The following is a 13,745-nucleotide window of genomic DNA, read 5'->3' as shown; positions in this document are numbered from 1 at the left end:
AAGATCGGGCCATGGTGAACATCGGGCCTCTTGTGAATGCGCGGTCGCGTCGGGCGGCCGCAACGGCGGCCGCGGCACTGCCCGGGCAGATGCGGGGACGGCCGTCGGGACAGCTGCCGGGGCGGCTGCCGTGGCGGGTCCGGCGGGCCGTGGCCGTGTGCGTGCCCGTGCTGGTGATGCTCGGGTTCGGGTTCTGGGGGCTCGACCGCGGCGGGATGTGGCGCGACGAGGCCGTCACCTTCCAGGTCGCCCGCCGCTCGGTGCCGCAGATCTGGCGGCTGCTGCACGACGTGGACGCCGTGCACGGCCTGTACTACCTCCTCATGCACGCGGTCGTGCCCCTGCACCCGGGCGAGGTCGTCCTCAGGCTCCCCTCGCTGTGCGCGGCCGCGGTGACCGCGGGCCTGGTCGCCGAGCTGGGCACCCGGCTGGTCCGCCCGCGCGTCGGACTGTGGGCCGGGCTGCTGTACGCGGTCTCGCCGATGGCCGGCCACTACGCCCAGGAGGGCCGCTCCTACGCCCTGGTCGCGGCCGGCGCGACGGCGGCGACCCTGCTGTTCGTGCGGGCAGTGGGAGCCGTGGGAACTGCGGGAGCCGTCGGGTCCGTGGGGTCCGTGAGGGTGGGCCGCGCCTGGTGGGCGTACGGCGCCGTCCTCTCCCTCACCTGCTGGCTGCACGAGTTCGCGGTCCTGCTGCTGCTCGCCCACGCGGCCTCGCTGGCGCTGGCGCGGGCCGGGGCCGGGCTGTGGCGGGCCTGGGGCCGCGCGGCGGGCGCCGTCGTCCTCACACTGCTCCCGATGGTCCTGATCTCCCACGCCCAGTCGGCCCAGCTGGCGTGGCTGCGCCCGCCGACGGCCGAGACGGCGCGGGGGCTGCTGCGCACCTTCCTGGGGCCGACGGACGGCGTGTACTGGGCGTGTCTCGCGCTCGCCGTGGTGGGGCTGCTGGGCTTGGCGGGGCGGCGCGGCGAGGTGACCTGCGCCGGGGTCTGCCTGCCGCTGGCCGTGCTGCCGCCTGCCGCGCTGATGCTGGCCTCGCAGATGTCGCCGCTCTACGTCGACCGGTACGTGCTGTACGCCCTGTCGGGGGCGCCGCTGCTGGTGGCGGCGGGGGCGGACCGGGTGGCGCGGACCCTGCGGCGCCTGTGCGCCCCGCTGTCGCCGTTCCCTGTCGTGCCGGTCGCCGGCGCCGCCCTGATCACGCTCGCCGTCGTCCACCAGCTCCCCCTTCTGAGCGCGGACCGGGTGCCCGGCCACCGCCCCGACGACCTGGCCGCCGTCTCCCGCGCCGCCGCGCGCCAGGCGGCGCCCGGGGAGCCGGTGCTGTTCCTGCCCGCGGCGGAGCGGAACGTGGCCCTCACCTATCCCGGGACGTTCCGGGGGGCGCGGGACGTGGCGCTGGCGGTGCCGGGGCCCGAGTCGGGGACCCTGTACGGCCGCGAGACCGACGCCGGGACCCTGCGGGACCGCATGGCGCGGCTCGACCGCGTGTGGGTCGTGGCGGACCGGAGCATGCTCACCGGGCGCCGCCGTCCCGGCGCCGCCGTCGAGCGGGCCAAACTCGCCCTCCTCGCGGAGCGGTTCGTGCCCGTGCGGGAGTCGGTCAGCGGCGACATGGCCGTACGCCTCTACGTCCGCGGGCCCGCCGTCAGCGGCAGCCCGGGGTCTCCTCCAGTGCCGCCGCGTCCAGCGCGCCGGTGAGCCGGTCGAGGCGTTCGCGCAGTTCGAGCGCCTCCTCCAGGTCGAACCCGGTCGCCGACGCGATGCGGCGCGGCACCTCCAGCGCCCGCTCGCGCAGCGCCGCGCCCTCCCCGGTGAGCCGCACCCACACCGACCGCTCGTCCCGCGTGCTGCGCTCCCGGCGCACCAGGCCGGCCGCCTCCAGCCGCTTGACCAGCGGGGAGAGCGTGCCGGAGTCGAGGCGCAGATGCTCGCCGAGCGTCTTGACCGGCACGTCGCCCTGCTCCCACAGCACCAGCATGACCAGGTACTGCGGGTAGGTGAGCCCGAGGTCCTTGAGCACCACGCGGTAGACGCTGTTGAAGGCGCGGGACGCGGCGTGCAGGGAGAAGCAGATCTGGCGGTCCAGACGGAGCCAGTCCGCGTCGGCGGGGCTGCCGTCCGTCGGTGTCGTGGTCGGCCGTTTCGGCGAGGCGGTCATGGCTCCAGGGTAGCTCGTGCGAGCCATTTAGTTGTGCACAACTTAATTGTGTGCTCTACTCGTGGTCGTGAGGGCGGCGCCGCACCGGAGCCGCCGGAACGCCATACGAACTCCGAGAGGGATGGTTTCCATGGACGCGCTCTACACCGCCGTCGCCACCGCCACCCACGGCCGTGAGGGCCGTGCCGTCTCCTCCGACGGCAAGATCGACCTCCCGCTGGCCATGCCGAAGGAGCTCGGCGGCAACGGCGAGGGCACCAACCCCGAGCAGCTCTTCGCCGCCGGTTACGCCGCCTGTTTCGGCAGCGCCCTCGGCCTCGTCGGCCGCCAGGCGCAGGTGGACGTCAGCGACGCCGCCGTGACCGCCGAGGTCGGCATAGGCAAGCAGGGCGAGGGCTTCGGCCTGAAGGTGACGCTGCGCGTCGAGCTGCCCGGCACGGTGGACCAGGAGACCGGCCGCAAGCTGGTCGAGACCGCCCACCAGGTCTGCCCCTACTCCAACGCCACCCGCGGCAACATCGAGGTCGACCTCGTCATCGAGTAGTCCCCGACGGGTCGTCGACCAGTCCCCGACGCGGCCGGTGACCCGCGCGGCCCCACCTCCTCGGGGCCGGCGGATCACCGCCCCGACGCGGTCGGCCGGCGCACCGCGCCTCGCGACCGGCCGCTCACCGCACCTTCGTCACCGGCGGATCACCGCTTGGCCGGCGTCAGCACGTCACCGCCCACGGACGGACCGGGAATCCGCATGGACGCGGGCTCCGTCATCGGCTCGCCCAGCAGCAGCGTCCGTACGACCCGCTCGGCGGCCAGACCGTCGTCGAACTCGCAGAACCGCGCCCGGAAGGCCGCCCGCAGCCTGGCCGAGTCCGCGTCCCGCCACGAGCCGGACGCGAACAGCCGGGCCAGTTCACCGTCCGAGCGCGAGACATGGCCGGGCGCCTCGGCGGTGACGTCGAAATAGGTGCCCCGGCTCGCGGTGTACGCGGCCCAGTCGTCCGCGTGCACCACGATCGGCCGGTCCAGGTTGGCGTAGTCGAACATCAGGGACGAGTAGTCGGTGACGAGGACGTCGGCGGCGAGCAGCACCTTCTCCACGTGCGGCTCGTCCGTCGCGTCCACCACGATCCCGCGCCGGGCCAGCTCGGCCAGGCCCGCCCCGCGCGCGGGACCGTTCGCGAGCGTCGGATGCAGCCGGACCACGAGGGTGTGGCCCGCGCCGAGGCCGGCCGCGAACCCGGCCACGTCGAGCCGGTCCACGTGCCCGCCGCGCCGGTAGTCCCGGCGGGTCGGCGCGTACAGCACCACCGTGTGGTCCTCGGGGATGCCGTGCCGACGCCGGAACTCGCCGCCGTCGCCGTGCCCGCCGTCCGTGCCGGCCGCCCGGACCAGCACGTCGTTGCGCGGGCTGCCGGTGCGTACCGAGGTGAAGTGGCAGGGGTAGGCCCGCTCCCAGACCAGCTCCGAGTGGCGGTTGGCGACCAGGCTGTGGTCCCAGCGGTCGGCCCGGCGCAGCATCTGCGGCACGTCGAAGCCGAGCCGGGCGCCGGGCTTGTCCAGCAGGTCGGCGCCCATGTACTTCAGCGGGGTCCCCTGGTGGGTGTGGATGTGCACACTGCCGGGCCGCTTGGCCAGCGAGCCGGGCCAGTTGACGTCGTTGACGAAGAACCTCGCCCGCGCGGTGACCTCCAGGAAGCGCCGTGAGCCGACGACCACGGACTCGGTCCCGGACGGCAGTTCCGCCGCCGTCTGCTCGTCTTGGACCACCCACACCCCGCGCAGGTGAGGGGCGATCTCCGCGGCCTTGCGGTAGACGGCCGCCGGGTCGCCGAGCAGGCCCCGGTGCGAGGACGCCGAGTACACCACCAGCTCCGGATCGAGCGGGCGGCGCGCGTGCAGCCCGGCCCAGCCGCGCCGGACCCGCGCGGCAACGGCCCCCCGCGCCTGCCCCGCCCGCCGCGCCGTCTCCCGGCCGGCCCGCGCCGCCTGCCGCTTCAGCCGGTAGGCCGGATAGCCGCCCTCCAGCAGCGCGACCTCACCGTCCACGCGGGCGCCCTCGGGCCGGTGCCTGCGGAACATCTCCGTCGTACGCCGGAAGAACTCCCCCTGGTCCGCGGGCGGCAGCCGGTCAGGCTTGGCCAGGATGTCCAGGCAGTGCTCGCCCATCTTGCGGTGCAGGTAGGGCCGCCAGCCGTGCAGCTCCTCGCGCTCCGCGACGAAGGCGAAGACCCGCTCGTACTGGTCGTGGACGTCGAAGTGCTTGCGGCTGGTGGTGGACAGGATGTTGCCCTGCCGGCGCTGCCGGTAGTTCAGGCAGATCCGGTCCAGGGTCGCGATCCGGCCCGCGCTGAGCATGACCGGGAAGGTCCAGGGGGTGTCCTCGTAGTACCCGGGCGGGAACGCGAAGCCGTGCTCCTCGACGAAGTCGCGCCGGTAGACCTTGTTCCACACCACCATCAGCAGGTCCAGGATCTCCGGCCGTTCGGCGGCCGTGAAGGTGCCGTCCGCGGCCTCGGCGAGCACATGCGCGAGGACGTTGCGCCGGGTGCCGCCCCACCAGTAGGTGCGGGCGTAGTCGAAGACCAGCACGTCCGGGTCGGCGGACTCCGCCAGCCGGTCGGCCATCGCGAGCAGCGCGCCCGGGGTGAGCGTGTCGTCGCTGTCCAGGAAGAACAGGTAGTCGCCGGTGGCGTGCGGCATCCCGGCGTTGCGGGCGCGGCCGAGGCCCACGTTCTCCGGCAGGTGCAGCACCGTCACGCGCGGGTCGCGCTCGGCGTACTCGTCGAGGATCGCGCCGCAGCCGTCCGGAGAGCGGTCGTCCACGGCGATCAGTTCCAGGTCGCCGAAGGACTGCGACAGCACCGAGTCCAGGCACTCGCGCAGGAAGCCCTGCACCTTGAAGCAGGGGACGATGACACTGAAGCGGGGCACGGCGGATCAGCTCCTCACGAGGGTCGCGGCGGCGGGGGCGGGGACGCGCTCCGCGAGCGGGACGACCGGCTCGATCGCCTCGGCCGGCTCGCCGAGCAGCACCCGCCGTACGACGCGTTCGGCGGCCCGCCCGTCGTCGAACTGGCAGAAGCGCTCGCGGAACGAGGCCCGCAGAGCGGTGGACCCGGGACCCGTGTGGGCGCCGTCCCGGAAGACGGCGGCCAGCTCCTCGGGGGTGCGGGCGACCGGTCCGGGCGGCTCGGCCATCAGGTCGAAGTAGACGCCCCGCGTCTCCCGGTAGACCTCCCAGTCGTCGGCGTACACGACGATCGGCCGGTCGAGGTTGGCGTAGTCGAACATGATGGAGGAGTAGTCGGTGACCAGCGCGTCCGCCGCCAGGCACACGTCCTCCGAGGAACGGTGCGAGGACACGTCGATGACCCGGCTGACCCGGCTGACCGGGCTGCCCCGGTCGGCGCGGCCCGATCCGGCCGGCAGGCCCTGGTCGTAGAAGTAGTGGGCGCGCAGCAGCACGACCATGTCGTCGCCTGCCGCCGCGCAGAACGCCTCCAGGTCCAGGCCGGGTTCGAAGCCGGTGTGGTGGTCGCGGTGCGTGGGGGCGTACAGGACGGCGGTCTTGCCCTCGGGGACGCCCAGCTCCCGCCGGACACGGGCGACGTCGTCGGCGGTCGCCGTGCAGTAGACGTCGTTGCGGGGATAGCCGTACTCCAGATGCTCGTACGAGCCGGGGAAGGCGCGCTCCCACATCTGGGTGGAGTGCCGGTTGGAGGAGAGGTTGAAGTCCCAGCGGTCCACCCGGCCCAGCAGCTTGGTGAAGCTCCCGGACCGCGCGGCCACCACGGGGTACGTCGACTGGTCCACACCCATCGTCTTCAGCGGCGTGCCGTGCTGGGTCTGCACGTGCACGCTGCCGGGACGCTTGACGACGCCCTCCGCGAAGTTGGCGTTGTTCACGAGGTACTTGGCGCGGGCCAGCACCTCCCAGGCGCGGCGCGTGCCGATCACCGCGTACTCGACGTCCGCCGGCATCGTGTGTTCCTGGCCGGCCTCCACCAGGAACACCGAGCGGATGTGCGGGGCGAGTTCACGGGCCTTGGCGTGGATCGCGGCCGGGTTGCAGGCGTAGCCGCGGCCCCAGTAGGCGCAGTACACCGCGAGGTGGGGGTCGAGCGGGCGGCGCAGGTCGCGGGCGTAGCGCAGCCGGGTGCGCAGCATGCGCGGGCGCGGGAGGCGCTCCAGCGTGCCGGCCGCGGCCTGGTTGGTGCCGCGCAGCGCGCGGAAGGCCGTGTACGCGCCCGCCGCCAGCAGCCGGTGCTGGACGCCCAGGCTGCCGGGCGGCGGTGTGTAGCCGGCGGGGCGGTGCCTGCGGTACAGGCGGCCGGCACGGCGGAAGAACGCCCGGTGCCCGGAGGCCAGCCGCTCCGGCCGGGACGCCGTCCGCAGCATGTGCGCGCACAGCTGCTCGAACAGCGCGCGGGTGCGCGCGGCGGACAGCCCGCGCTCGGCCGCCCGGGTCAGCACCAGCTCGACCTGGTCCAGCAGGGCGTGCTGGTGCGGTCCGGGCAGGTTCAGCCTGCTGCCCTGGCGGCGCAGCCGGTGCCGTACGACGGGCCGGCGCAGCACCGCGAGCCGCCCGGCGGCGACCGTGGTCAGGCCGCCCCAGCCCAGGTCGGTGAAGTGGCTGTCGGGGAAGGTGAGTTCGTGCTCGGTGAGGAAGGTGCGGCGGTAGACCGCGCTCCACGCCGGGAGCTGGACGCCGGTCAGCTCCGGGGCGTCACCGGGGGCGAAGGCCCCCTTCGGCGCCTTCGCCAGCAGCGGGGCCGCCGGATTGCCCGGCTCGCCCTCCCACCAGGGGGTCCGCTCGTGCTCGGTGTAGAGCACGTCCACGCCCGCGGTCTCCGTCAGCCGGGCGTCCAGCGCCGCGAGCGCGCCGGGCAGCAGCAGGTCGTCGCCGTCGAGGAACAGCACGTACGCGCCGGTCGCCGCCCGCAGCCCGGCGTTGCGCGCTCCGCCCAGCCCGGCGGACGGCGGCGAGGTCACCGGGTTCACCCTGCAGTCCCGCCCGGCGTATCCGGCGGCCACCTCGGCGGCCTGCCCCGGGTTCCCGGCCGTGCTCGAACAGGGGGGACCCCCGTCGTCGGGGGCGTCGCAGACCGGGATCAGCTCCAGGTCGCCGAAGGACTGGGCGAGGACCGAGTCCAGCGCCTGGGACAGCCGGCCGGTGACCCCGTGGGAGGGGACGATGATGCTGAAGCGGGGCATTCTGTTCTTTCTGTCGTCTTGCGGACGCGGCCGGGCCGTCCGGCGGGACGCCAGGTGGAGGGCCGGGTCGGAGTGGGCCGCGTCGAGCTGAGGGGCATGGGAACTCCCGGTGGGTTCAACGGTGTTCAGCGGCCCTCGGTGACGGGGACGGGACCGGAAGGTTGCGGCACGGTCGTGAGCGGGGAGCGCCCCGAGGCCGCGGCCGCCGACGGCACCGGCTGCCGCCCGGCGAGCGGGATGACCTCCGGCAGCCCCTCCGCCCGGCCCAGCAGCACATGCCGTACGACGCGTTCGGCGGCGCGTCCGTCGTCCCACGGGCAGAACCGCTCCCGGAACGAGGCCCGCAGCTGGGCGGAGCGGGAGCCGCGCCAGTGGCCGGTGGCGAAGATGTCGATCAGCTCGTCCTCGGTGCGCGCGACCGCGCCCGGCGGGAAGGCGCGCAGGTCGAAGTAGGTCCCCCGGGCCGCCTGACAGGCCTCCCAGTCCTCGGTGTGCACCACGACCGGCCGGTCCAGGGCGGCGTAGTCGAACATGAGTGACGAGTAGTCGGTGAGCAGGACGTCCGAGGCCAGGCAGAGGGACTCCACGTCCGGGTGGCCGGAGACGTCGATGATCCGGGCGCCCGAGCCGAGGGGGCCGCCCCGCGTGGGGTGGGAGCGGGCCAGGACCACGAAGCGCGGGCCGAGCCGGCGCAGGACGCGCTCCAGGTCCAGGACCGGGTGCTGGGTGCGCCGGTGGTCGCGGTGGGTGGGCGCGTACAGGACCGCCACCGAGCCCGACGGGACGCCCAGCGACTCGCGCAGCCGGGTCACGTCCGCGGAAGTCGCCCGCTGGAAACGGTCGTTGCGCGGACGGCCGTACTCCAGCGTGGTGTAGCGGCCGGGGCAGACCCGTTCCCAGGTCAGCGTGGAGTGCCGGTTGCCGGACAGCACGTAGTCCCACTGGTCGACGCCCCGCAGCAGTTCCCCGAAGTCGGTGTCCCGGGCCGCCGCCGGACGCTCCTGGAGGTCCAGGCCCACGCGCCTGAGCGGGGTGCCGGTCCGGGTCTGGACGAAGACCTGGCCCCGGCGCTTGCGCATCCCCCGGTCGAACTCCCCGTCGTGCACCAGGTACTTGGAGCGGGCCAGCGCCGTCCAGTAGGCGGCGGTGCCCGGACGCAGCCGGCGCGGGCCGGGCGGGACGGCGTCCTCGTGCCCGGGGCGGACGGTCCAGGCGGTGCGGATGTGCGGGGCGTGCGCGCGGAACGCCTCCTCCAGCGCGCCCGGGTCGCCGCCGTGCCCCCGGTCCCCGTGGACGCCGAACACCGCGCGGTCGGCGCGCAGCGGCAGGCGCAGCTGGACGCGGTAGTGCAGCCGGAGCGCGGCGGTCCTGAGCGCGCGGGCCAGCCGCACCGCCGACTTCAGGGCGCGCCGGCGGACGGCCGCGGCCAGGCGCAGGGCGCGGAAGGTGCGGTGCATGCCGTGGCGGACCAGGGCGTGCCGCAGCCGCGAGCGCGGCGGCAGGGCGCCGCCGGGGACCCCGTGCCGGCGGTAGTGGGCGCGGGCCCCGCGCAGGAACTCCGCACGGCTCCCGCGCGGCAGCCGGTCCCGGCGGGTGTAGACCGTGACGTAGTGGTCGACCATGCGACGGAACAGCTCCGGCCGCCAGCGGGCGAGTTCGGGCCGCGCCCCGACGTAGGCGAACACCCGGTCGTACTGCTCGAAGATGTCGAAGTGCTTGCGGCTGGTGGTGGACAGGATGTTGCCCTGCCGGCGCTGCCGGTAGTGCACGCACACCCGGTCCAGCGTGGCGATCGACCCCGCCGACATCAGCACCGGGAAGGTCCAGGGAGTGTCCTCGTAGTAGCCCGGCGGGAACGCGAAACCGTGACTCTGGACGAACTCCCGCCGGTAGGCCTTGTTCCAGGCCACCATCAGCACCCGCAGCAGCCCCGGCCGGTCCTCCAGCCGGAACGGTGCCGGGCCCCGCTCGGTCAGCGGGTCGGTGACCTGGTTGCGGACCTCCCTGCCGTCCCAGTAGGTGCGCGCGTAGTCGTAGACCAGGACGTCCGGGTCGTCGGTCTCCTTGATCCGGTCGGCCACGGCGCGCAGCGCGTCCGGGGTGAGGGTGTCGTCGCTGTCCAGGAAGACCAGGTAGTCGCCCGTCGCGCGGGCGATCCCCGCGTTGCGGGCGCGGCCGAGTCCCTGGTTCTCGGTGAGGTGCACGGCTTTCACGCGTGCGTCGCGGGCCGCGTACTCGTCGATCAGCTCCCCGCACGCGTCCGGGGAGCAGTCGTCCACCGCGATCAGTTCGAGATCGGGGTACGACTGCGCGAGCACCGAGTCCAGGCACTCGGACAGATACGCCTGGACCTTGTACGCGGGGACGATGACACTGAACCTGGGCAAGGGGCTTCCATGGGTCGGTCGGCGCGGGCGTTATGCCCGGCAACGGCCGATGGAGTGACTTGGTTACGGTTCCTACGTCATGTGGGGGACGCCCGGTGAACGGGGAGGGGCGGGCCGCGAAGACCCGCCCCCGTGAAATCCCGCAGGTGTGCGGCTACTTGACCGCGCCCGCCATCACCCCGGACACGAACTGCCGCTGGAACGCGAAGAACACGGCCAGCGGGACGGCCATCGAGAGGAACGCGCCGGGCGCGAGTACGTCGATGTTGTTGCCGAACTGCCGTACCTGCGTCTGCAGGGCCACTGTGATCGGCTGCGAACCGGACTTGGTGAACACCAGCGCGACCAGCAGGTCGTTCCACACCCACAGGAACTGGAAGATGCCGAGGCTCGCGATCGCGGGCCCGCCGAGCGGCATCACCACCCTTGCGAACAGGCGAAGTTCACCCGCGCCGTCGAGGCGGGCCGCCTCCAGCAGCTCGCGGGGGATCTCCGCGAAGAAGTTCCGCAGCAGGAACACCGCGAACGGCAGGCCGAAGCCGACGTGGAACAGGATCACCCCGAGGATCGACCCGAAGAGGCCGACCTTGCCGAACAGTTCGGCGATCGGGATGAGCGCCACCTGCACCGGCACCACGAGCAGGCTGACCACGCCGAGGAACCACCAGTCCCGGCCGGGGAACTCCATCCACGCGAACGCGTAGCCGGCCAGCGAGCCGATCACCACGACCAGCACGGTCGCCGGGACCGTGATCAGCACGGTGTTCAGCAGGGAGTGGGTGATGTCGCCGTTCTCCAGCAGCTTCTGATAGCTGCCGAGGGTCAGCTGGGACGGCTTGCTCAACACCGTCCACCAGCCGCTCGCGCTCATGTCCTCGGGTGTGCGCAGGGAGGACAGGAGCAGGCCGACGGTCGGCACCAGCCAGAACAGGCCGACCAGGACGAGGAAGAAGCGGACCAGTCCGCCGCCGAGGCTCCCCACGATCTTCGAACCGAGCGACGGCCGGACCCGCGCCGCCGCACCGGCGGACGCCTCCTTGCCGATGCCCTCGACGGTCGCCGTCATCGCCGCACCTCCCGCCTGAGCCTGCGCATGTTGCTGCGTTCTCCCGGGGGGCGACCCCCGTACCCCCAGCCGTCGTGAGGCGCGCGTGCTGTCATCGCCGCACCTCCCGCCTGAGCCTGCGCATGTTGCTGCGTTCTCCCGGGGGGCGACCCCCGGACCCCCAGCCGTCGTGAGGCGCGCGTGCTGTCATCGCCGCACCTCCCGCCTGAGCCTGCGCATGTTGAACAGCATCACCGGGATCACCAGCAGCAGCAGGAGCACCGCGATGGCGCTCGCGACGCCCGGTCGGCCCTCCGCGAAGCCCTTGCGGTACAGCTCCAGCGCCAGCACGTTCGCGTCGTCCTGGGAGGAGCCGGGGGCGATGATGTAGACGAGGTCGAACACCTTCAGCACGTTGATCATCAGTGTGACGGTGACGACCGCGAGCACCGGCGCCAGCAGCGGGACGGTGACCTTGCGGAACACCTGCCACTCGGTGGCCCCGTCCACCCGTGCGGCCTCCAGCAGTTCCCGCGGCACACTCGCGAGCCCCGCCGCGATCAGCACCATCGCGAAGCCCGCCCACATCCAGACGTACGACCCGATGACGGCCGGGGTGACCAGCGCCGGGCCGAGCCAGTCGACGCCGTTGTACGGCTCCGTGAAGTTGCTCGCCGGCAGGCGCAGCCAGGCACCGTCGGCGGCGGCGGGCAGCGTGAAGGTGCCGTCGTCGGCGGCCTTCGTGGAGGCCACCACCTCGCCGTCCTTCACCGCCTCGATCCGCATACCGGCGTAGCCCAGCTCGGACGCGTCGGGCATGCCGAGCCTGCCGACGCCCTTGCCGCGGGTGAAGTCCTGCCAGGCCGTGCCGGTGACCTTCCCCGGCTCGGGCCGGGCGGCCACCGCCTTCCTCGCGCTGTCGGGCATCCGGTCGGGGGCCACGCCGACCAGCGGCAGGGTGACGGGACGCCCGGCGCGGACGGGGTCCTTGGTGAGGAAGCCGCCCTGAGCGGGGCCCAGCGGCGACTCGCGGCCCGGGTGCGCCTTCGGGAACGCCGACGCCTGCGCGAACGTGTCGTGCACGCCCACCCACACCGCGTTGGCGACCCCCTTGTCCGGGTCCTGGTCGTACACCAGCCGGAAGATGATCCCGGCCGCCAGCATCGAGATCGCCATCGGCATGAAGACGACCAGCTTGAACGCCGTTCCCCAGCGCACCCGTTCGGTCAGCACCGCGAACACCAGGCCGAGCGCGGTGGAGACCGTGGGCGCGAACACCACCCAGATGACGTTGTTCTTCAGGGCGGTGCGGATGCCGTCGTCGGTGAACAGGGCCTTGTAGTTGTCGACCCCGGCGAATCCGTCGCCGGAGGAGTCGGTGAAGCTGCGGACCAGTGAGTACCCGATCGGGTAGACCACGAGCGCGCCGAGCAGGATCAGGGCCGGCAGCAGGAACAGCGCTGCCACCGTCCTGCGGGTGCCGGTCACGCCGCCGCGGCGCTTGCGGGGTGCGGCGGGGCCCGGTGCGGGCCCTGCCGCCGCTGCCGACGCCATGGCCGGATCAGCTCCCGCTTCCGTACGCGGCCGCCGCGTCCTTCTCCAGCTTCTCCTGGGCGCCCGCCACGTCCTTCGGGTTCTTCAGGAAGTCCTGGAGGTCCTTCCACTCGCCCTTGCCCGGGGTGCCGCCGAAGGCCTGCGGGGCCTGGTCGGACATGTCGAAGCGGAAGTCGTCGCCGGACGCGACCAGGGCCTTGGCGATCGTCCGCTGCACCTCGTTCGGATACGCCGACACCGGCACGTTCTTGTTCGGCGAGAGATAGCCGCCCAGTTTCGCCTGGACGGTCGCCGCGTCCGGGGAGGCGAGGAAGGTGACCAGCGCCTGCGCCGCCTTGGAGTCCTTCAGGATCACCGCCGCGTCACCGCCGGAGACGACGGGCGCGTTCGCACCCACCGCCGGGAACGGGAACACCTTCGCGTCCGTGCCCACCTTCGCCTTGGTGTCACCGATGTTGACCTGTGCGAAGTCGCCCTCGTAGACCATGGCCGCCTTCGGCTGGTCGCCACCGGTGAAGGTCTGCGTCACGGAGTTCGGGAACTCGGTCTGCAGGGCGCCGTCCGCGCCGCCCGCCACGTAGTCCTTCTTGCCCCAGATCCGGGCCAGCGTGGTCAGGGCCTGCTTCACCGACGGATCGGTCCACTTGAGCTTGTGCTGCGCGAGCTGGTCGTACTTGTCCGGGCCGGCCTGGGACAGATAGACGTTCTCGAACCAGTCCGTCAGCGTCCAGCCGTCGGCACCGCCCACCGAGAACGGGGTGACCCCGGAGTCGTACACCGCCTGCGCGGTGCTCAACAGCTCCGGCCAGGACTTCGGCTCCTTGGCGCCCGCGTTCTCGAAGACCTTGGCGTTGTACCAGATCAGCGACTTGTTGGCGGCCTTGTAGTAGACGCCGTAACTCTTGCCGTCGACCTTGCCGATGTCCTGCCAGCCCTGGGAGTAGTTCTTCCCCAGCTCCTTGACCGCCTCGGCGCCGAGCGGCTTGGCCCAGTTCTTCTCCACGGCCTGCCGGATCGCGCCCGGCTGCGGCAGCAGCGCCACGTCCGGCGGCTGGCCGCCCGCGACCTTCGAGCCGAGGAAGTTGATGATCGGGTCCTGCGCGGGCACGAACGTCACCTTCGCGCCGGTGCGCCTCTCGAACTCCGCGAGGACCTGCTTGAAGTTCTTCTGCTCGGTACCCGTCCAGACGGCGGCGACCTCCAGGCGGGCGCCGTCCAGCTTCGGCAGGGAGACGGAGGAGCCGCCGGTCCCGCCGTCCTTCTCCCCGTTGTCCTTCTTGTCGTCACCGCCCGAGCAGGCGGTGAGCGCGAGGGCTCCCGCCAGCAGAGCGGCGAGTGTGGCGACGGCCCTGTCTGTCCGGATGGTGCTGCTCTTGCGGCGCATC

9 protein-coding genes are annotated in these 13,745 nt (G+C 73.1%); 2 read left to right on the top strand and 7 right to left on the bottom strand.

Annotation, left to right across the window (positions count from 1 at the left end; translation table 11 throughout):
* Positions 1 to 11: 11 nt before the first annotated feature.
* Complete coding sequence (locus OIB37_RS15285; protein ID WP_330458145.1) at positions 12 to 1,700, top strand: glycosyltransferase family 39 protein; 1,689 nt, start codon at positions 12 to 14, stop codon at positions 1,698 to 1,700.
* On the opposite strand, the gene OIB37_RS15280 is transcribed toward OIB37_RS15285, so the two are convergent.
* Positions 1,648 to 2,160 (bottom strand): MarR family winged helix-turn-helix transcriptional regulator, encoded by a 513-nt coding sequence (locus tag OIB37_RS15280; RefSeq protein ID WP_330458144.1) that lies wholly within the window; start codon positions 2,158 to 2,160, stop codon positions 1,648 to 1,650. The two genes, OIB37_RS15285 and OIB37_RS15280, sit on opposite strands and share 53 nt — an antisense overlap.
* Positions 2,161 to 2,290: 130 nt before the next feature.
* Here OIB37_RS15280 and OIB37_RS15275 point away from each other — a divergent pair, with 130 nt between their 5' ends.
* Positions 2,291 to 2,704, top strand: a complete 414-nt coding sequence (locus tag OIB37_RS15275) for an organic hydroperoxide resistance protein (RefSeq protein WP_330458143.1) — start codon at positions 2,291 to 2,293, stop codon at positions 2,702 to 2,704.
* A 149-nt stretch (positions 2,705 to 2,853) separates the two neighbouring features.
* Here OIB37_RS15275 and OIB37_RS15270 read toward each other — a convergent pair whose 3' ends face one another.
* From OIB37_RS15270 to OIB37_RS15245, 6 genes are all read right to left on the bottom strand, one after another.
* Entirely contained in the window at positions 2,854 to 5,091 is a 2,238-nt protein-coding gene (locus tag OIB37_RS15270; protein WP_330458142.1) for a bifunctional glycosyltransferase/CDP-glycerol:glycerophosphate glycerophosphotransferase, read from the bottom strand.
* A 6-nt stretch (positions 5,092 to 5,097) separates the two neighbouring features.
* Positions 5,098 to 7,374 carry a bifunctional glycosyltransferase/CDP-glycerol:glycerophosphate glycerophosphotransferase gene (locus tag OIB37_RS15265; RefSeq protein ID WP_330458141.1) on the bottom strand — a complete coding sequence of 759 codons (2,277 nt, stop codon included), beginning with the start codon at positions 7,372 to 7,374 and terminating at the stop codon, positions 5,098 to 5,100.
* A gap of 125 nt (positions 7,375 to 7,499) precedes the next feature.
* Positions 7,500 to 9,761 (bottom strand): bifunctional glycosyltransferase/CDP-glycerol:glycerophosphate glycerophosphotransferase, encoded by a 2,262-nt coding sequence (locus OIB37_RS15260; protein WP_330458140.1) that lies wholly within the window; start codon positions 9,759 to 9,761, stop codon positions 7,500 to 7,502.
* A 154-nt stretch (positions 9,762 to 9,915) separates the two neighbouring features.
* Positions 9,916 to 10,827, bottom strand: coding sequence for a carbohydrate ABC transporter permease (locus OIB37_RS15255; protein WP_330458139.1), 912 nt, complete (start codon positions 10,825 to 10,827; stop codon positions 9,916 to 9,918).
* A gap of 186 nt (positions 10,828 to 11,013) precedes the next feature.
* The gene (locus OIB37_RS15250; RefSeq protein ID WP_443058153.1) at positions 11,014 to 12,360 is read right to left on the bottom strand and encodes a carbohydrate ABC transporter permease; all 1,347 of its coding nucleotides are present in this window, start codon (positions 12,358 to 12,360) and stop codon (positions 11,014 to 11,016) included.
* Between the two features lie 7 nt (positions 12,361 to 12,367).
* A complete protein-coding gene (locus OIB37_RS15245; protein ID WP_330458138.1) occupies positions 12,368 to 13,744 on the bottom strand; it encodes an ABC transporter substrate-binding protein in 1,377 nt (458 codons plus the stop codon).
* Position 13,745: the final 1 nt, after the last annotated feature.

The organism is Streptomyces sp. NBC_00820, from assembly GCF_036347055.1.
GTDB lineage: Bacteria > Actinomycetota > Actinomycetes > Streptomycetales > Streptomycetaceae > Streptomyces.
This window is presented reverse-complemented; position numbering and strand designations above follow the sequence as displayed.